Source organism: Limimaricola litoreus, assembly GCF_024159025.1.
In the GTDB taxonomy this organism is placed as follows: Bacteria; Pseudomonadota; Alphaproteobacteria; order Rhodobacterales; family Rhodobacteraceae; genus Limimaricola; species Limimaricola litoreus.
Window position 1 is genome coordinate 1 of record NZ_JAMYXC010000098.1, and the last position, 17,793, is coordinate 17,793.

At 66.9% G+C, this 17,793-nt stretch carries 17 protein-coding genes and 1 pseudogene; 9 read left to right on the top strand and 9 right to left on the bottom strand.

What is annotated here, in order from left to right; all coding sequences use genetic code 11:
* A partial coding sequence (gene meaB / locus NHG85_RS06670) for a methylmalonyl Co-A mutase-associated GTPase MeaB (protein WP_370362986.1) occupies positions 1-881 on the bottom strand: 881 nt, incomplete at its 3' end.
* Positions 882-927: 46 nt separating this feature from the next.
* Positions 928-1,224, bottom strand: a complete 297-nt coding sequence (locus NHG85_RS06675) for an arginine transporter (protein ID WP_253330961.1) — start codon at positions 1,222-1,224, stop codon at positions 928-930.
* Between the two features lie 208 nt (positions 1,225-1,432).
* Here NHG85_RS06675 and lepA point away from each other — a divergent pair, with 208 nt between their 5' ends.
* A complete protein-coding gene (gene lepA / locus NHG85_RS06680; protein WP_253330962.1) occupies positions 1,433-3,232 on the top strand; it encodes a translation elongation factor 4 in 1,800 nt (599 codons plus the stop codon).
* 150 nt (positions 3,233-3,382) lie between these two features.
* Here the strand turns inward: lepA and NHG85_RS06685 are convergent, their stop codons facing one another.
* From NHG85_RS06685 to NHG85_RS06695, 3 genes are all read right to left on the bottom strand, one after another.
* Positions 3,383-4,339, bottom strand: a complete 957-nt coding sequence (locus NHG85_RS06685) for a toll/interleukin-1 receptor domain-containing protein (RefSeq protein ID WP_253330963.1) — start codon at positions 4,337-4,339, stop codon at positions 3,383-3,385.
* Between the two features lie 79 nt (positions 4,340-4,418).
* Positions 4,419-4,628 (bottom strand): DUF3072 domain-containing protein, encoded by a 210-nt coding sequence (locus NHG85_RS06690; RefSeq protein ID WP_253330964.1) that lies wholly within the window; start codon positions 4,626-4,628, stop codon positions 4,419-4,421.
* Between the two features lie 88 nt (positions 4,629-4,716).
* Positions 4,717-5,466 carry an alpha/beta fold hydrolase gene (locus tag NHG85_RS06695; protein ID WP_253330965.1) on the bottom strand — a complete coding sequence of 250 codons (750 nt, stop codon included), beginning with the start codon at positions 5,464-5,466 and terminating at the stop codon, positions 4,717-4,719.
* 85 nt (positions 5,467-5,551) lie between these two features.
* On the opposite strand from NHG85_RS06695, the gene NHG85_RS06700 reads away from it, so the two are divergent.
* Positions 5,552-5,926: a hypothetical protein gene (locus NHG85_RS06700; protein WP_253330966.1), complete on the top strand. Its 375-nt coding sequence runs from the start codon at positions 5,552-5,554 to the stop codon at positions 5,924-5,926.
* Positions 5,927-5,942: 16 nt separating this feature from the next.
* Here the strand turns inward: NHG85_RS06700 and glyA are convergent, their stop codons facing one another.
* Positions 5,943-7,238 (bottom strand): serine hydroxymethyltransferase, encoded by a 1,296-nt coding sequence (gene glyA, locus NHG85_RS06705; RefSeq protein WP_253330970.1) that lies wholly within the window; start codon positions 7,236-7,238, stop codon positions 5,943-5,945.
* Positions 7,239-7,405: 167 nt separating this feature from the next.
* Between glyA and NHG85_RS06710 the strand changes: the two genes are divergently transcribed.
* A complete protein-coding gene (locus NHG85_RS06710) occupies positions 7,406-8,170 on the top strand; it encodes an NAD kinase (RefSeq protein WP_253330972.1) in 765 nt (254 codons plus the stop codon).
* A 7-nt stretch (positions 8,171-8,177) separates the two neighbouring features.
* Here the strand turns inward: NHG85_RS06710 and NHG85_RS06715 are convergent, their stop codons facing one another.
* The 3 genes from NHG85_RS06715 to NHG85_RS06725 all read right to left on the bottom strand — a co-directional run bounded on the left by NHG85_RS06715 (position 8,178) and on the right by NHG85_RS06725 (position 12,812).
* A complete protein-coding gene (locus tag NHG85_RS06715) occupies positions 8,178-10,085 on the bottom strand; it encodes an AMP-binding protein (RefSeq protein WP_253330974.1) in 1,908 nt (635 codons plus the stop codon).
* A gap of 160 nt (positions 10,086-10,245) precedes the next feature.
* Positions 10,246-12,546: an NADP-dependent malic enzyme gene (locus NHG85_RS06720; RefSeq protein ID WP_253330976.1), complete on the bottom strand. Its 2,301-nt coding sequence runs from the start codon at positions 12,544-12,546 to the stop codon at positions 10,246-10,248.
* Positions 12,547-12,611: 65 nt separating this feature from the next.
* Positions 12,612-12,812 carry a DUF3072 domain-containing protein gene (locus NHG85_RS06725; protein ID WP_253330978.1) on the bottom strand — a complete coding sequence of 67 codons (201 nt, stop codon included), beginning with the start codon at positions 12,810-12,812 and terminating at the stop codon, positions 12,612-12,614.
* Positions 12,813-12,942: 130 nt separating this feature from the next.
* Between NHG85_RS06725 and NHG85_RS06730 the strand changes: the two genes are divergently transcribed.
* The 6 genes and pseudogenes from NHG85_RS06730 to NHG85_RS06755 all read left to right on the top strand — a co-directional run.
* Entirely contained in the window at positions 12,943-13,335 is a 393-nt protein-coding gene (locus NHG85_RS06730) for a cytidine deaminase (RefSeq protein ID WP_253330980.1), read from the top strand.
* The gene (locus NHG85_RS06735) at positions 13,335-14,639 is read left to right on the top strand and encodes a thymidine phosphorylase (protein WP_253330982.1); all 1,305 of its coding nucleotides are present in this window, start codon (positions 13,335-13,337) and stop codon (positions 14,637-14,639) included. Before NHG85_RS06730 ends, NHG85_RS06735 begins: the two co-directional genes overlap by 1 nt.
* Positions 14,636-15,844 carry a phosphopentomutase gene (locus NHG85_RS06740; RefSeq protein WP_253330984.1) on the top strand — a complete coding sequence of 403 codons (1,209 nt, stop codon included), beginning with the start codon at positions 14,636-14,638 and terminating at the stop codon, positions 15,842-15,844. The genes NHG85_RS06735 and NHG85_RS06740 overlap by 4 nt, the downstream gene beginning before the upstream one ends.
* The gene (locus tag NHG85_RS06745) at positions 15,841-16,827 is read left to right on the top strand and encodes an adenosine deaminase (protein ID WP_253330986.1); all 987 of its coding nucleotides are present in this window, start codon (positions 15,841-15,843) and stop codon (positions 16,825-16,827) included. The genes NHG85_RS06740 and NHG85_RS06745 overlap by 4 nt, the downstream gene beginning before the upstream one ends.
* On the top strand, positions 16,824-17,465 hold the full coding sequence (gene upp, locus NHG85_RS06750) for a uracil phosphoribosyltransferase (protein WP_253330988.1): 642 nt from the start codon (positions 16,824-16,826) through the stop codon (positions 17,463-17,465). The genes NHG85_RS06745 and upp overlap by 4 nt, the downstream gene beginning before the upstream one ends.
* A 63-nt stretch (positions 17,466-17,528) precedes the next feature.
* A pseudogene (locus tag NHG85_RS06755) lies at positions 17,529-17,793 on the top strand (SPOR domain-containing protein); the annotation flags it as partial.

The window sequence follows — 17,793 nt, forward strand, 5'->3', positions numbered from 1 at the left end:
AGGGCGCGGTCCGAGCTCAGCAGCGCCTCGATGCGCGCGCGCAGCTCGTCCTCGAACCATTGCCCGGCCTGCGCCGCGCGCCGCCGCGCCGTCACGCCGCTCTCGCGCCGCCACGCCGCCAGCCGCTCGACCTCGGCCCAGGCCTCCGAAAGCCCGTCGCCGGTCAGCGCCGAGATGGTGCGCGCCGCCGGGATGCCCTCGGGGTCGGTGTCGCGCGCCCGCATCAGCCGCAAGGCGCCCGCGTAATCGGCCCGGGTGCGCATCGCCTGCGCCGCGAGATCGCCATCGGCCTTGTTGACCAGCACGAGATCGGCGATCTCCATGATCCCGCGCTTGACGCCCTGCAGCTCGTCGCCCCCCGCGGGGGCGAGCAGCAAAAGGAACACATCCGTCATCCGCGAGACCAGCGTCTCGGATTGGCCCACGCCCACCGTCTCGACGATCACCACGTCGAAGCCCGCCGCCTCGCACAGCATCATCGCCTCGCGGGTGCGCCGCGCCACGCCGCCGAGCTGCGCCGCGGCGGGGGAGGGACGGATGAAGGCATGGGGGTCGCGGCTCAGCCGCTCCATCCGTGTCTTGTCGCCAAGGATCGAGCCGCCCGAGCGGGTGGAGGAGGGATCGACCGCCAGCACCGCCACGCGGTGCCCCGCACCCGTCAGCCGCAGCCCCAGCGCTTCGATGACGCTCGACTTGCCCACCCCCGGCGTGCCCGAGAGCCCGACCCGGAGCGCCATGCGCGACGGATCGGCCAAATGGCCGAGCAGCGCCTCGGCCGCGGCGCGGTGATCGGCGCGGGTGCTTTCGACCAGCGTGATGCCGCGCGCCAGCGCCCGGCGTTCGCCCGCCGCGATCCGCGCGGCCAGATCCTCGATATCGATGCTCATGGCCCCGAGTTGTCGCCCCCCGCGCGCGCCCTGTCCAGCCTTAGCGGCAGACAGCCTCGGCGCGATCGGCAAAGGCCCTGTAGCGGCGCCAGAATGCCGCCGTCCCGTCGCCCTGCCGCGTGTCTTGCGCCTTTTGCGGGTCCTTGAAGAACTTCGCCGCGCGGCGCTGCTCGCTGCCCGAGAGCGTGTCATCCGCCACGCCCTGCACGCAGGAACACAGCATCTTGTTGGCGCCGGGCCGTCCGCCCGCCTCGCAGGCGCGGCTGATCGGTCCCGAAGGTCCGCCGCCGCAGGCCGCCAATGTCAGTAGTGCCAGGATGCCGATCTTGATGCGCATGCCCCAAATCCCCGTATGAACCGGCCCGGGTTGACCCGGATCGCGGTGCTGCTCTGCCAGCCGTCAGGATGACGCACTCCGAAGGCGCGTGCAATTCGACCCGCTCACCGCCGCGCAGGCCCTTGCCTCACGATGGCGTGAGCGCGCGCCCGCGCCCGCGCCGCGCCGCCCCATTGACCGAAGGCCCGAAGCCCTGCATATGCGGGCCATGACCGAGCTTTCGCACATCCGCAACTTCTCCATCGTGGCGCATATCGACCACGGTAAATCGACGCTTGCCGACCGGCTGATCCAGTCGACCGGAACGGTGCAGGACCGCGAGATGAAGGCCCAGCTGCTCGACAGCATGGACATCGAGCGCGAGCGCGGCATCACCATCAAGGCGCAGACCGTCCGGATCGAGTACAAGGCGCTCAATGGCGAGACCTATGTCCTGAACCTGATCGACACGCCCGGCCACGTCGATTTCGCCTACGAGGTCTCCCGCTCCATGCGCGCGGTCGAAGGCTCTCTGCTGGTGGTCGATTCGACCCAAGGGGTCGAGGCGCAGACGCTGGCCAACGTCTACCACGCGCTGGACGCCGATCACGAGATCGTCCCGGTGCTCAACAAGATCGACCTTCCAGCCTCGGAGCCCGACCGGATCAAGGCGCAGATCGAGGACGTGATCGGCATCGACGCCTCCGAGGCGATGCTCGTCTCGGCCAAGACCGGCGAGGGCATCCGCGAGACGCTGGAAGCCATCGTCCACCGCCTGCCCGCGCCCAAGGGCGAGCGCGACGCGCCGCTCAAGGCGATGCTGGTGGATTCCTGGTACGACCTCTACCTCGGCGTCGTCGTGCTCGTGCGGATCATGGACGGCGTGCTGAAAAAGAACGACCGCGTGAAGTTCATGCAGAACGGCACCGTGCATCAGGTCGACCGGATCGGCGTGTTCCGGCCCGGCATGCTGCCCGTCGATGAGCTGGGGCCGGGCGAGATCGGCTTTCTCACCGCCTCGATCAAGCAGGTGCGCGACACCAAGGTGGGCGACACCATCACCCATGAGAAAAAGGGCACCGACGCGCCGCTGCCGGGCTTCGCGCCCTCCGTGCCGGTGGTGTTCTGCGGCCTCTTCCCGGTCGATTCGGCCGAGTTCGAGGATCTGCGCAACGCCATCGAGAAGCTCGCGCTCAACGACGCCTCCTTCTCCTACGAGATGGAAACCTCGGCGGCGCTCGGCTTCGGCTTCCGCTGCGGTTTCCTTGGCCTGCTGCACCTCGAAGTCATCCGCGACCGGATCGACCGCGAATACAACATCGACCTGATCACCACCGCCCCCTCGGTCGTCTACAACGTCCATCTCAAGGACGGCGAGATGGTCGAGCTGCACAACCCCGCCGACATGCCCGACATGACCCTCGTCAGCCACATCGAGGAGCCGCGGATCAAGGCGACGATCATGGTTCCCGACGACTACTTGGGCGACGTGCTCAAGCTCTGCCAGGACCGGCGCGGCATCCAGCAGGAGCTGACCTATGCGGGCTCGCGCCCGCTCGTGGTCTATGACCTGCCGCTCAACGAGGTGGTGTTCGACTTCTACGACCGGCTGAAATCGGTGACCAAGGGCTACGCCAGCTTCGACTACCAGATCACCGGCTACCGGCAGGACAACCTCGTGAAGATGTCGATCCTCGTCAACGACGAGCCGGTCGACGCGCTGTCGATGATGGTGCACCGCGACCGGGCCGAGATGCGGGGCAGGGCGATGGTCGAGAAGCTGAAGGACCTGATCCCCCGCCACATGTTCAAGATCCCGATCCAGGCCGCGATCGGCGGCAAGGTGATCGCGCGCGAGACGCTCTCCGCGATGCGCAAGGACGTGACGGCCAAGTGCTATGGCGGCGACGCGACCCGGAAGCGCAAGCTCTTGGACAAGCAGAAGGCGGGCAAGAAGAAGATGCGTCAGTTCGGCAAGGTGGACATTCCGCAGGAAGCGTTCATTTCGGCTCTGAAGATGGATAGTTAGTCCCAGCCGTCTCTAGGATCCCACCGATTACATCGGGGACAATGGGCTTGCCCCGGGGGGCGACCTTTGTCGCGCTGAGCTTGAGCTTCTTCTTTAGTAAGAAGCTCAAGCTCAAACCTTTCTCCACAGTTCTTACAAGTAAATCTTTTCTTAGGCATACGTTAGTCCCGACCTCTCAATTAAATCCTTGAGGATTTTTTCTGCGACATCGTTGGCTTGAAGTCTTGTAGTGTTTTGCCCTCCAAACGAAAAGTAGTTGGTGTCAAAGTACATCTCGAAATCATCGAAATTAATATTGAATGATCCGTTCGAAGTGTTTTGTCCTTGGCGCTCACCATGTGAAAAGAAGATATCACCTAGATAAGAACCCGCACCAGAGTGTACAGTGATGTGTTCTGTTTTGGATATATTTCTGTTGGCTATTGATGCGGAAAAGGAAGAAGGTCCGAATGGGTCAAATCTTGTGGTAATCCCGTCAATCGCATCGATCTCCAAAAGAGCGTTCTTTATATGGTGGGCAACTGTTTCAAATGCCTGATCTCTGAATTGCGCGCGATCAATGTCGCTAAATATCTTCTTGCTCCGATAGCGTGTTGAAATATCTGCATCACGGGCAAGATTTGTTTCTATAAGGCCTATATTAGAGCGAGCCTCGGTAGTATTGCTCTTGCGGGCCGCATCCGATAGAACATTCTTTATCGCATCGGCAATATATAAGAAGGCTGAGTTTTCACTAGTGTGCTCTGATATCGGCTTCCCGTCACGGGGCGTTACTAGGAACTTTGCTAATGGAGTGTCTTTCCATTGGCATGGTTCAAGAATGATCGAGACAATGCGAAGACAGCCGCTATTTTGAAGATCAACTGCGCGCTTCATTTCCGTACTATAGCAGTAATCGGAGGCAATGAAGTCGGGGGAGGTCATGGCGATGAATATATCGCTGTCTTCGAGATTCTGCATCACCTCTTTATCAAGATAATCGCCAGCCAGAAGGTCTCGGTCATACCAAGTTTCTAGTCCATTTTGCCGCTTGAGAGGCTTTAAGTGAACATGCAGTCTTTCGACATATCTATAATCTGCATGTGAGTATGAAATAAACGCCTTCACAGTTCCTCCTATCCCTGCGGAGCAAATCTAAGCACTCGTTGGGGTTGTATCAAGGGAAAGCTGAGAAGGAAGGCAGTTTTCACCCCCGCCCACTCTTCTCCTGCAACGCATCGATTCGCTCGCTGGCTTCGGCTTTGGTCAGCCCATCGTCGAACTCTTCGCCGGCCTCTTCGCACAGCGTCTTGAGATAGCTCGCCTGCGCGCCGGTCATCCTCTCGTCGCCGGTGACCCAATCCTCCGGGTCCTTCTCGGCGTTGCCCTGCGGATGGCTCTTGGGGTTGTCGGTCATGGCACGATCTCCTGTGTTGGAGTTCGTATAATGTTCCGGGCTCCAAACCGTTCCCCGCGCCGATGATCACACCGGCGCGAGGGGGCGCTCAGCCTTCGATGAAGCCCCGCACCGCCGCCTCGACCTCGCGCGGCTTTTCGGCGTGCAGCCAATGCCCCGCGCCCGCGATCTCCTCCATCACCGCCTCGGGAAACAGCGCCTCGACCGCCGCGTGGTGCGCGGGCGTGACGTAGGACGACTTCGCCCCCGACAGGAACAGCGCCGGGCCGTCAAAGCGCCCCTCGACCTCCGGAAAGCCCAGAATGGTCTCCATGTCGCGCTCCAGCACGTCGAGGTTCAGCTTCCAGCGCTTCTCCTGAAGATCCAGCGATTGCAGGAAGAACGCCGCCGTCGCGGCCTCCAGATCGCCCATCATCTCGGTCGCCTCGGCGCGCGATGCGATCTTCTCCAGATCGACCTGCTTCATCTTGCGGATGTTGTCCAACTGGTCATGTCCATAGCCCACCGGCGCGATGTCGGCGACGATCAGGCGGCGAACGAGGTCGGGGCGGGTGAGGGCGAGGACCATCGACGCCTTGCCGCCCATGGAGTGGCCGAGCACGTCCGCGCGTCCGTGATGCTCCAGCACCTCGGCCAGATCCTCGGCCATGCCGAAGTAGTCGTGGCTCTCGGTCCAGTGGCTGTCGCCGTGGTTGCGCATGTCGACCGAGATCACCTGCCGGTCGGTGCCGATGCGGCGCGCGATGACGCCCCAGTTGCGGGCCGAGCCGAACAGGCCGTGGACGATCAGGAGGGGCGGGCGGTCGGAGGGCTCTCCGGTGAGAATGGTATTGAGCATGGAAATGGTTGTAGCGCATGCGCCCGATGCCGCCAGCCCCCTTGCTGCCCATTGAGTGCCGGGGCCGGGGGCGCTAACAAAAGGGATGGACCGCACCACGATAACCGGCTGGACGCGCGAGATTTCCCGGCTTCTGTCCGACAGGGCGGGGGTCGAGGGAAATACTCTCGGCGATCGCCTCGACCATGCCGCCCCCGTCCTGCCGCCCGAGATCCTGTCGCGCGCGCGTTTCCTCGCCGCCGCCGAGGCCGTGGCGCGGATGCCCGGACGGGCCGAGGGGATCGACATGGAGCGGGTGGAGACGGCCTATGTCACCGTGCAGAGCTGGCTCATGGCCGAGGAGCCCGACGAGCTGCGCCACGCGCTACGCCGGGCCGTGTGGATCAAGCGGGCGCGCACCGTCGCCACGATCCTCATCGCCGCGCTGATCGCGGGGGTGTTGTGGCGCGAGGTGCTGTGACCCCGCGCCAGGATCTTCAGAGCGAAGGGTAGAGCGGGAAGCGCTTGCACAGCTCTTCGACTTCGCCGCGCACCTTCTCCTCGACCTCGGCATTGCCCTCGGGCCCGTTCTTGGCCAGCCCCTCGGTCACCTCGACGATCCAGTCGGCGATCTGCCGGAACTCCACCTCGCCGAAGCCGCGCGTCGTGCCCGCGGGAGAGCCCAGGCGGATGCCCGAGGTCACGGCGGGCTTTTCGGGGTCGAAGGGGATGCCGTTCTTGTTGCAGGTGATGTTGGCGCGGCCCAGCGCATCCTCGGTGGCGTTGCCCTTCACCCCCTTGGGGCGCAGGTCGACGAGCATCAGGTGGCTGTCGGTGCCACCCGTCACGATGTCGAGCCCGCCCTTCATCAGCTGATCGGCCAGCGCCTGCGCGTTCTTCACGACCTGTTCCTGGTAGGTCTTGAACTCGGGGCGCAGCGCCTCGCCGAAGGCCACGGCCTTGCCGGCGATGACATGCATGAGCGGCCCGCCCTGGATGCCGGGGAAGATCGCGGAGTTGACCTTCTTGGCGATGGCCTCGTCATTGGTGAGGATCATGCCGCCGCGCGGGCCGCGCAGGGTCTTGTGCGTGGTGGTGGTGGCGACATGGGCGTGCGGGAAGGGCGAGGGGTAGATGCCCGCCGCCACGAGGCCCGCGAAATGCGCCATGTCGACGAGGAGATAGGCGCCGACGCTGTCGGCGATCTCGCGCATGCGGGCGAAGTCGATGATGCGCGGAATGGCCGAACCGCCGGCAATAATCATCTTGGGCTGATGCTCGGTGGCGAGGCTCTGGATCTGATCGTAGTCGATCTGCTGGTCCTGCTGGCGCACGCCGTATTGCACGGCGTTGAACCACTTGCCCGACTGGTTCGGCTTGGCGCCGTGGGTCAGGTGACCGCCCGCATCGAGGCTCATGCCGAGGATGGTGTCGCCGGGCTGCAGCAGCGCCTGGAACACGCCCTGGTTCGCCTGGGAGCCGGAGTTGGGCTGCACATTGGCGAAGTCGCAGGAGAAGAGCTGCTTGGCGCGGCTGATGGCGAGGTTCTCGGCCACGTCGGCGAATTCGCAGCCGCCGTAATAGCGCCGGCCCGGATAGCCTTCGGCGTATTTGTTGGTGAGAACCGAGCCTTGCGCTTCGAGCACGGCAGCCGAGACGATGTTCTCGCTGGCGATCAGCTCGATCTCGTGGCGCTGACGGCCGAGCTCGTCGGTGATCGCCTTCGCGAGCTCGGGGTCGCGCGTGGCAAGCGTTTCGGTGAAGAAGCCGTCGTCGCGGGTGGATGCGTTCATCTCGGACACCTCGTGAGGGGTTGCGTCGCGGTTTTCTTAACCTAGCGATAAGGGGGCCAAAAGCCCCGAAACCGCCGCCATGCCCCCCGTTTGCGGCGAAAGCTCTTCGGCTTGCCTTTCGCCGGGCGCTGGCCGACAAGTTTCCCACAGCTTTGGGGGAGACGACTTTGGGCACCGACCGCATCGCCTTTCTGGCCAGCGAAACCGCCGTCGCGCAGGACACGCGCGCCCGGCTTGCGGCGCGCTACGGGGATCATCCGCTCGAAGAGGCCGAGATCGTCGTGGCGCTGGGCGGCGATGGCTTCATGCTGCAGACGCTGCACGGCACCGAGGCGCTTGACCTGCCGGTCTACGGCATGAACCGCGGCACGGTGGGCTTCCTGATGAACGCCTTTTCCGAGGACGACCTGCCCGAGCGGCTCGCCGCCGCCGAGGAGGCGATCATCAACCCGCTCGCCATGACCGCCGAGACCGCCTCGGGCGAGGTGCATCGGGGCCTCGGGATCAACGAGGTGAGCCTTTTGCGCGCGGGGCCGCAGGCGGCCAAGCTCAAGGTCATCGTCGACGGGCGCGTCCGGCTCGAGGAGCTGGTCTGCGACGGCGCGCTTCTGGCCACGCCCGCGGGCTCGACCGCCTACAACTATTCTGCCTACGGCCCGATCCTGCCGATCGGGGCGGATGTGCTGGCGCTCACCGCCATTGCGCCCTTCCGGCCCCGGCGCTGGCGCGGCGCGCTTTTGCCCACGGGCGCCACCGTGCGCTTCGAGGTGCTGGAGGCCGAGAAGCGCCCCGTCATGGCCGATGCCGACAGCCGGCTGGTGCGCGACGTGGTCGCGGTCGAGATCCGCTCGGAGCCGCGGGTGCGGCACCGCATCCTGTTCGACCCCGGCCACGGGCTGGAGGAGCGGCTGATCCGCGAGCAGTTCGCCTGAGCGCGGCTCAGCCCGCCGCGTCGCGCGGCACCCCGTAGCCCAGCGGCGACATCGCGGCGCGCAGCTCGTCGAGGATGGCCGGATCGTCGATCGTCGCGGGGATGGCGACATCCTTGCCATCCGCGATCCCGGTCATGGTCGCGCGCAGGATCTTGCCCGAACGCGTCTTGGGCAGCCGCTCCACCACCACCGCGAGCTTGAACGCCGCCACCGGGCCGACCCGCTCGCGCACCAGATCCACCGCCTCGCGGGCGATCTCCTCGGCCGGGCGCGCGCAGCTGCGGTTGAGGCATAAAAACCCCATCGGCAGCTGGCCCTTGAGCGGATCGGCCACGCCGATCACCGCGCATTCGGCCACGTCCGGGTGATCGGCCAGCACCTCCTCCATCCCCCCGGTCGAAAGCCTGTGCCCGGCCACGTTGATCACGTCGTCGGTCCGCGCGAGGATCGAGACATAGCCGTCCTCGTCGATCATCCCGGCGTCGCCCGAGGCGTAGTAGCCCGGATAGGCCGAGAGATAGCTGCGTCGGAAGCGGTCCTCGTCGCCCCAGATGCCCGAGAGCGTGCCCGGCGGCAGCGGCAGCTTGATCGCCACCGCGCCGAGGCTGCCGCGCGGCACCTCGCGCCCCGCCTCGTCGAGGATATGCACCTCGTAGCCCGGCATCGGCACGGTAGATGAGCCGTCCTTCACTGGAAGCGCCTCGATCCCCACCGGGTTGCCGGCGATGGTGTAGCCGGTCTCGGTCTGCCACCAGTGGTCGTAAACCGGCACGCCCGCCACATCGCGCGCCCAGGCCACGGTGTCGGGGTCGGCCCGTTCGCCGGCGAGATAGATCGCGCGCAGGCCCGACAGATCGTGCTCGCGCGCCATCCGCCCGCCCGGATCCTCGCGCTTGATCGCGCGCAGCGCGGTGGGGGCGGTGAAGAGCGTGCGCACCTTGTTGCGCGCGATCACCCGCCAGAAGGCGCCCGCATCGGGCGTACCGACGGGCTTGCCCTCGTAGATCAGCGTGGTGTTGCCGTGCAGCAATGGCCCGTAGCAGATGTAGCTGTGGCCCACGACCCAGCCCACGTCCGAGGCGGCCCAGAACACCTCGCCGGGATCGGTGTTGTAGATGTTCTTCATGGTCCAGTGCAGCGCCACGAGATGGCCACCGGTGGGGCGCACCACGCCCTTGGGCTTTCCGGTCGTGCCCGAGGTGTAGAGGATATAGGCCGGGTGGTTGGCCTCGACAGGGAGGCAGTCGACGGGCTCGGCCTCTTCCTGGAAATCGTGCCACTCGAAATCGCGGCCATGCTCGATCTCGGCCATCGCCTGCGGGCGTTGCAGGATCACGCAGAACTCCGGCTTGTGATCGGCCTCGCGCAGCGCGGCATCGAGCAGCGGTTTGTAGGCGACGACGCGATTGGGCTCGATCCCGCAGGAGCCCGCGAGGATCGCCTTGGGGCGGCAATCGTCGATCCGCACCGCCAGCTCGCGCGCGGCAAAGCCGCCGAAGACGACGCAATGAATCGCGCCGATCCGGGCGCAGGCCAGCATCGCCTCCACCGTCTCGGGGATCATCGGCATGTAGATCACCACCCGGTCGCCCTTGCCCACGCCGCGCGCGTGCAGCGCCCCGGCAAGTCGGGCGACGCGGCCCAGAAGCTCGGCATAGGTGATCTCCTGCCGGCTTTCGGTGACCGGGCTGTCGTGGATGATGGCGACGTCATGCGCGCGGCCCTCGGCCACGTGGCGGTCGAGCGCGTTGTAGCAGCCGTTGACCATGCCGTCAGGATACCACTGCGGCACCGGATCGGTCTCTTCCGTCAGGGCCCGGGTGGGAAAACGGTGCCAGTCGATGGCCCGCGCCGCCTGCAACCAGAAGCCCTCGGGGTCCGAGCGCCAGCTTTCATAGACGTCCGCGTATGTCATGACAGTCCTCCCTCGGGCGAAATCCTACGCCCGCCCAAGGGGTTCGGGCAAGTGCCGCCGCAGCGTTTCGGGCTGGCGGGGGATTTGCGTATCCGAAGAAAGAGGAACGGGGGGAGGGCGCGCCTCCTTTCCCCCGGTGGGCGGGAAAGGAGGCGGCGCTTCAGCCGTAATGCGCGACGGGCGTTCCGGCGATGGCCGACATGTTGAGCAGCCCGCGCGCGGTGATCGAGGGCGTCACGATATGCGCGCGGTTGCCCATCCCCATCAGGATCGGGCCGACCTCGAGCCCCGCGCCCTTCATCTTGAGGATGTTGCGCACGCCCGAGGCCGCGTCGGTGTTGGCGAAGACAAGGCAGTTCGCCGCGCCGGAAAGCCGTGCGCCGGGAAAGATCCGCTCGCGCAGGGCCGGGTCGAGTGCGGCATCGACATGCATCTCGCCCTCATAGGCGAAATCGCAAGTTTCGGAATCGAGGATCTCCAGCGCCGCGCGCATCCGCCGCCCGGTGCCGATGTCGAGATTGCCGAACTGCGAATGCGAGCAGAGCGCGATCTGCGGCGCGATGCCGAAGCGGCGGATGTGGCGCGCGCAGCCCTTCACCGTCTCGGCGATCTGTTCGGGGCTCGGCTCGGCATGGACCTGCGTGTCGGCCACGAAGAGCGGGCCGTCCTCGAGGATCATCAGGCTCAGCGCGCCCACCGGGTGCAGATCGGGCGTGCCGAGCACCTGCTCGATGTAGTTAAGGTGCCAAAGATACTGCCCGAAGGTGCCGCAGATCAGGCTGTCGGCCTCGCCGCGATGCACCATCACCGCGCCGATGGCGGTGGTGTTGGTGCGCATGATCGCCTTGGCGAGATCGGGGGTGACCCCCTTGCGCGCCATGATCTCGTGATAGGTGCCCCAGTAATCGCGGTAGCGCGGGTCGTTCTCGGGGTTCACGATCTCGAAGTCGATGCCGGGGCGGATGGTGAGGCCCGCCCGCTCGCAGCGGGTCTCGATCACCTCAGGGCGGCCGATCAGGATCGGCGTGTCAGTGGTCTCCTCGATCATCGCATGGGCTGCGCGCAGCACGCGCTCGTCCTCGCCCTCGGCAAAGACGATCCTGCGCTCGGCCGAATGCGCGGCGTCGAAGACGGGCCGCATCAGCAGCGCCGATTTGAACACCGAGCTGTCGAGCCGGACCTTGTAGGCCTCCATGTCCGCGATCGGGCGGGCGGCGACGCCGGTCTCCATCGCGGCCTTTGCCACGGCGGAGGCGACGACGCCCATCAGCCGCGGGTCGAAGGGCTTGGGGATCAGGTAATCAGGGCCGAAGCTGAGCTGCTCGCCGCTATAGGCTGCCGCCGCCTCGGCGCTTGTCGTGGCGCGCGCCAGTGCGGCGATGCCCTCGATGCAGGCGATCTTCATCTCGTCGTTGATCGTGGTCGCGCCCACGTCGAGCGCGCCGCGGAAGATGAAGGGAAAGCACAGGACGTTGTTGACCTGGTTGGGAAAATCCGACCGCCCGGTGGCGATGATCGCGCCGGGTTTCACCTCGCGCGCGAGGTCGGGCATGATCTCGGGCGTGGGGTTGGCCAGAGCGAAGATGATCGGCCGCTCGGCCATCTTCTCCACCATCTCGGGCTTGAGCACGCCGGGGCCGGACAGGCCGAGGAACAGGTCGGCGCCGTCGATCACCTCCCCAAGCGTGCGCGGCCCGCCGGGCTGGGCATAGGCGGCCTTCTGCGGCGTCATGTCCTCGGTCCGGCCCTCGTGGACGAGGCCCGCGAGATCGCACAGGTAGACGTTCTCGCGCTTCACCCCGAGTTTCAAGAGCATGTCGAGACAGGCGATGCCCGCGGCACCCCCGCCGGTGGAGACGACCTTGATCTCCTCGAAGCTTTTGTTCGCCACGCGCAGCGCGTTGGTGGCGGCGGCGCCGACGACGATGGCGGTGCCGTGCTGGTCGTCGTGAAAGACCGGGATGTTCATCCGCTCGCGGCAGATCTTCTCGACGATGAAGCAGTCGGGCGCCTTGATGTCCTCGAGATTGATCGCGCCGAAGGTCGGCTCCAGCGCGCAGACGATCTCGGCGAGCTTCTCGGGGTCGCTCTGTTCGAGCTCGATGTCGAAGCAGTCGATGTCGGCGAATTTCTTGAAGAGCACCGCTTTGCCCTCCATCACCGGCTTGGAGGCCAGCGCGCCGATGTTGCCGAGCCCCAGAACAGCGGTGCCGTTGGTGACCACGGCGACGAGATTGCCGCGCGAGGTATAGTCGCGCGCGGTGTCGGGGTCGGACTTGATCTCGAGACAGGCCTCGGCGACGCCGGGCGAATAGGCCCGCGAAAGGTCGCGGCCATTGGCCAGCGGCTTGGTCGCGCGGATCTCCAGCTTGCCGGGCTTGGGCAGCCGGTGATAGTCGAGCGCGGCCTTGCGAAGGCCCTCGGGGCCTCCGCGGCTGGTGTCGTCAGTGCTGTCGGCCATCGCCTCGTCTCTCCCCTGATCGGAATGGTTCAGTGTTAAACCTTTCCTGCGGGGCTGCGAAAGCCCTATCGCGCCTCGTCTCGATCCTGCAGCACCCTGATCCGCTCGTCGGCCTGCGCTTCGGTCAGCGAGGCGTCGAATTCCTCGCCGGTCTTCTCGCACAGGTCGCGCAGCAGCACCGCCTGCTTGGGGTTCATCGGCGCATCGGGATCGTCTGGCGTGCGGGCCTCGGTCTCGGGCAGCACGGATTTGGTCGGCTCGATCATCGCGTGGCTCCTTAGGTTGGGACGGCATCGGGGAAACCCGGGCCCCGCGGCGGGGGTTCCGCGAGGACGGACTTGCATCGAAAGGGGCCGCGCGACACTGTTTTCGGCAAACCATCCGGAGGAGGCCCCGATGTCGCTGGTCGATGATGCGCGCCGCGTGCGCGAGAACGCGTATGCGCCCTATTCCAACTTCAAGGTCGGCGCCGCGATCCGCGCTGCCTCGGGCGAGGTCTATCTCGGCGTGAATGTCGAGAACGTGGCCTATCCGGAGGGCACCTGCGCCGAGGCGGGCGCCATCGCGGCGATGATTGCGGCCGGAGATGCCGAGATCGCCGAGGTCGCGGTGATCGCCGACAGCCCGGTGCCGGTCTCGCCCTGCGGCGGCTGCCGCCAGAAGCTAGCCGAGTTCGGCCGCGGCGAGGTGAAGGTCACGCTGGCCACGACCGACGGCACCACGCGCGAGACGACGCTGGGCGATCTGCTGCCCGGCGCCTTCGATCAGGCGCAGATGGAGCGCGCCTGATGGAGACACGCCGTCTCATCGCCGCCCTGCGGCGCGGCGAAACGCTGCCGCCGGAGGAGATCCGCGCCTTTGCCCAAGGGCTGGCCGATGGCAGCGTCTCGGATGCGCAGGCCGGGGCCTTCGCCATGGCCGTCTGCCTGCGGGGCCTGGGCGAGGCGGGGCGCGTCGCGCTGACCACCGGCATGTGCGACAGCGGCGACCGGCTGCGCTGGGACCTGCCGGGCCCGGTGCTCGACAAGCATTCCACCGGCGGGGTGGGCGACTGCGTCTCCTTGCTGCTCGCGCCCGCGCTCGCGGCCTGCGGCGTCTATGTTCCGATGATCTCGGGCCGGGGTCTGGGCCATACCGGCGGCACGCTCGACAAGCTCGAAGCCGTGCCGGGGCTTTCGACGCAGGTCGACGAGGCGAAGCTGCGCGAGATCACCCGGGAGACGGGCTGCGCCATCGTCGGCGCCACGGGCCGTATCGCCCCCGCCGACAAGCGGCTCTACGCGGTACGCGACGTGACCGGCACGGTCGATCATGTCGATCTCATCACCGCCTCGATCCTGTCCAAGAAGCTCGCCGCCGGTCTCGAAGGCCTCGTGCTCGACGTGAAGGTCGGCTCGGGCGCCTTCATGAAGTCCGAAGACGAGGCCCGCGAGCTGGCCCGCGCGCTGGTGGCGACGGCCAATGGCGCGGGCTGCCCCACGGCGGCCTTCCTCACCGACATGGACCAGCCGCTCGCGCCCGCTTTGGGCAATGCCACGGAAATGGCGGTGATCATGCAGGTCCTCGGGGGCGACAGGCGCGCGGCACCGCGGCTGCACGATCTCACCGTGGCGTTGGGCGGTCGGCTCATGGCGCTGGCGGGCGGGGCCGAGGGCGAGGGCGAGGAAAAGATCGCCCATGCCATCGCCTCGGGCGCAGCGTTGGAGCGGTTTGCCAAGATGCTGCACGGTCTCGGCGGCCCGGCGGACATGGCCGAGAACTGGCAGGCGCATCTGCCCAAGGCCCCGGTGATCCGCGAGGTGACGGCGCGCGAGGCGGGGCATCTTTCGGCCATCGACGGCGAGGCGCTGGGCCATGCGGTCGTGGGCCTGGGCGGCGGGCGCAAGGTCGAGACCGACCGGATCGACCCGGCGGTGGGGCTGTCGGATATGGCGCGATTGGGGGCGAAGCTTTCCCCCGGCGACCTGCTGGCGCGCATCCATGCCGCGACCGAGGCCGAGGCCGAAAAGGCACAGGCCGCGCTGCTCGGCGCCATCACCATTGGCGATGCGCCGCAACTCAATGATCTCGTGAGAGAAAGGGTGGACCCATGACGCGCGTATTCCTTCTTGTGATGGACAGCGCCGGGATCGGCGGCGCGCCGGATGCCGACAGGTTCTTCAACGGCGACGTCCCCGACACTGGCTCGAACACGCTGGGCCACATCGCCGAAGCCTGCGCCGCGGGCGCGGCCGATGAGGGGCGCTCGGGGCCCCTGCGCCTACCCGTGCTCGACGCGATGGGGCTGGGCCGCGCGATCGCGCTGGCCTCCGGCCTCGACGCGTCCGGCCTTGGCACGGAGCCCTCCGGTGCATGGGGGGCGGCGACCGAGGTTTCGATGGGCAAGGACACGCCTTCGGGCCATTGGGAGCTCGCCGGCGTGCCGGTCCCATGGGAGTGGCATTATTTCCCCAAGGAAACGCCCGCCTTCCCGACCGAAGTGACCCGCGCGCTGATGCAGGCGGCGGGCACCGACGGCATCCTCGGCAACCGTCATGCGAGCGGCACCGTGGTGATCGACGAGGAAGGCCCCGAGCACATGCGCACGGGCTGGCCGATCTGCTACACCTCGGTGGACAGCGTGCTGCAGATCGCCGCGCATGAGGAGCGCTTCGGGCTCGACCGGCTTCTCGACATGTGCCGCGCCGTGGCGCCGATGCTGCACGACATGAAGGTCGGCCGCGTTATCGCGCGCCCCTTCGTCGGCGACGAGGCCACCGGCTTCACCCGCACGCCCAACCGCCGCGACTTCGCCATCGCCGCGCCGGGGCGCACCCTGCTCGACAGTGCGAAGCGCGCGGGGCGCGACGTGCACGCGGTGGGCAAGATCGGCGACATCTTCTCGATGCGCGGCATCACCGACCTGCGCAAGGGGCCGGACGCCAAGCTGATGGAGCATCTGTCGGACCTCGTGGAGGAGGCCGCGGACGGCGCGCTCGTCTTTGCCAATTTCGTGGAGTTCGACACCAATTTCGGCCATCGCCGCGACGTGGCGGGCTATGCGCGCCATCTCGAATGGTTCGACGCGGAGCTTGGAAAGATCCTGCCGCGCCTGCGCGACGGCGATCTGGTGATCGTCACCGCCGATCACGGCAACGACCCGACCTTCACCGGCACCGACCACACGCGCGAGCGGGTGCCGGTGCTGTGCCACGGCCTCGGCGCGCGCGAGCTGGGCCTCATGGGCTTTGAGGAGGTGGGCGCGCTGGCGGCGCGGCATCTCGACATTCCCGCCCCCGATCCGGAGGCCGCGCCATGAGCTACAGATCCCTGCCCAAGGTCGAGCTGCACCTGCATCTCGAAGGGGCGGCGCCGCCCTCCTTCATCGCCAGCCTCGCGCGCGAGAAGTCGATCGACATCGACCGCATCTTCGACAGCCAGGGCGGCTATGTGCGCGGCGACTTCGACTGGTTCCTCAAGGCCTATGACGCGGCCTGCACCGTGCTGCAGCGCCCCGAGGACTTCCGCCGCCTGATGCTCGCCGTGCTGGAGCAGAGCGCCGAGCAGGGCGTGGTCTATACCGAGTTCTTCCTGTCGCCCGATTTCTGCGGCGGCGGCGATCTGAGCGCCTGGCGCGATTACCTCGATGCGATGGTCGCGGCCTCCGACGAGGCCGAGCGCAGCTTCGGCATCGCCTCGCGCGGGATCGTCACCTGCCTGCGCCATCTGGGCCCCGAGGCGGCCAAGCCCGTCGCCCATTGCGCCGCCGAGACGGCGGGGCGCTTTGTCACCGGCTTCGGCCTCGCGGGCGCGGAGATGATGTATCGGCCCGGCGATTTCGCATGGGCCTATGACGCGGCGCGCGAGGCGGGGCTCGGGCTCACCGCCCATGCGGGCGAATGGGGCGGGCCGGACATGGTACGCGAGACCGTGGACTTTCTGGGCTGCAGCCGGATCGGGCACGGCATCAACGCCGTCTCGGATCACGGCTTGTGCGATCACCTGATCGAAAGGGGCGTGACGCTCGAGGTCTGCCCGGTGTCGAACCTCGTGCTGGGCGCAGTGAAGGACTGGAAGAGCCACCCGATCGAGGAGCTGCGCGCGCGCGGGCTGCGGGTGACCGTCTCGACCGACGATCCGCCGTGGTTCGGCACGACCATGACGCATGAATACGAGATGCTGGAGCGGCATTTCGGCTGGGAGGAGGAGCGGCTGCGCCAGTCGAACCGCATTGCCGCCGAGGCGGCTTTCTGCGACGAGGACACACGCGCGCAGATCCTGCAGAAACTGGAGGCGGCATGAGCCACACCGATCGACATTTGACCGTCGTCACGCATCCGCTGGTGCAGCACAAGCTGACCTTGATGCGCAAATCCGACACCTCGACCGCGAGCTTCCGGCAGCTTTTGCGCGAGATCAGCCTGCTTCTGGCCTATGAGGTCACCCGCGACCTGCCGATGACCACGACCCGCATCGACACGCCGATGCAGCCGATGGACGCGCCCGCGATCGAGGGCAAGAAGCTGGCGCTGATCTCGATCCTGCGGGCAGGCAACGGCCTGCTCGACGGTATCCTCGAGCTGATCCCCTCGGCCCGCGTCGGCTTCGTCGGTCTTTACCGCGACCCCGAGACGCTCAAGCCGGTGGAATATTACTTCAAGGTCCCCAAGGGCCTGGGTGAGCGGCTGACCATCGCCGTGGACCCGATGCTCGCCACCGGCAACTCCTCGGTCGCGGCGATCGACATGCTGAAGAAGGCGGGCGCCAAGGATATCATCTTCCTGTGTCTGCTGGCCGCGCCAGAGGGTGTCGCGCGGATGAAGGAGGCGCATCCTGACGTGCCGATCGTCACCGCGGCGCTCGACGAGAAGCTCGACGATCACGGCTACATCGTGCCCGGACTGGGGGATGCGGGTGACAGGATGTTCGGCACGAAGTAGCGCAATCTTTACAGCTTCGCGGCACTGCGCCATGGTTCGGGAAAACTCCGGGGGCAGGGGCAGATGATCAGGACAGTACTCACCGCTTCGGCGTTCGCGCTCGCCGCGGCGGGTCCGGGCGCGGCGCAGGATGGCATTCCGGCGGAATTTCCGCCCGAAAGCTACAGCGCCAACCAGTATGTCGACAGCGAAGGCTGTGCCTTCATCCGCGCGGGCATCGGCGGCATGACCAACTGGATTCCGCGCATGAGCCGCGCGCGCGAGCCGCTCTGCGGCTTCCAGCCGAGCCGCATCGCCGCCGCCCCGGCGCTGCCGGTGGTCGCCGACC

Excerpts from the sequence above, each read along its gene's own strand:
- NHG85_RS06675 (WP_253330961.1), bottom strand. The coding sequence starts at position 1,224 with ATGCGCATCAAGATCGGCATCCTGGCACTACTGACATTGGCGGCCTGC.
- lepA (WP_253330962.1), top strand. The coding sequence starts at position 1,433 with ATGACCGAGCTTTCGCACATCCGCAACTTCTCCATCGTGGCGCATATC.
- NHG85_RS06690 (WP_253330964.1), bottom strand. The coding sequence starts at position 4,628 with ATGACCGACAACCCCAAGAGCCATCCGCAGGGCAACGCCGAGAAGGAC.
- NHG85_RS06695 (WP_253330965.1), bottom strand. The coding sequence starts at position 5,466 with ATGCTCAATACCATTCTCACCGGAGAGCCCTCCGACCGCCCGCCCCTC.
- NHG85_RS06700 (WP_253330966.1), top strand. The coding sequence starts at position 5,552 with ATGGACCGCACCACGATAACCGGCTGGACGCGCGAGATTTCCCGGCTT.
- glyA (WP_253330970.1), bottom strand. The coding sequence starts at position 7,238 with ATGAACGCATCCACCCGCGACGACGGCTTCTTCACCGAAACGCTTGCC.
- NHG85_RS06715 (WP_253330974.1), bottom strand. The coding sequence starts at position 10,085 with ATGACATACGCGGACGTCTATGAAAGCTGGCGCTCGGACCCCGAGGGC.
- NHG85_RS06720 (WP_253330976.1), bottom strand. The coding sequence starts at position 12,546 with ATGGCCGACAGCACTGACGACACCAGCCGCGGAGGCCCCGAGGGCCTT.
- NHG85_RS06725 (WP_253330978.1), bottom strand. The coding sequence starts at position 12,812 with ATGATCGAGCCGACCAAATCCGTGCTGCCCGAGACCGAGGCCCGCACG.
- NHG85_RS06730 (WP_253330980.1), top strand. The coding sequence starts at position 12,943 with ATGTCGCTGGTCGATGATGCGCGCCGCGTGCGCGAGAACGCGTATGCG.
- NHG85_RS06735 (WP_253330982.1), top strand. The coding sequence starts at position 13,335 with ATGGAGACACGCCGTCTCATCGCCGCCCTGCGGCGCGGCGAAACGCTG.
- NHG85_RS06740 (WP_253330984.1), top strand. The coding sequence starts at position 14,636 with ATGACGCGCGTATTCCTTCTTGTGATGGACAGCGCCGGGATCGGCGGC.
- NHG85_RS06745 (WP_253330986.1), top strand. The coding sequence starts at position 15,841 with ATGAGCTACAGATCCCTGCCCAAGGTCGAGCTGCACCTGCATCTCGAA.
- upp (WP_253330988.1), top strand. The coding sequence starts at position 16,824 with ATGAGCCACACCGATCGACATTTGACCGTCGTCACGCATCCGCTGGTG.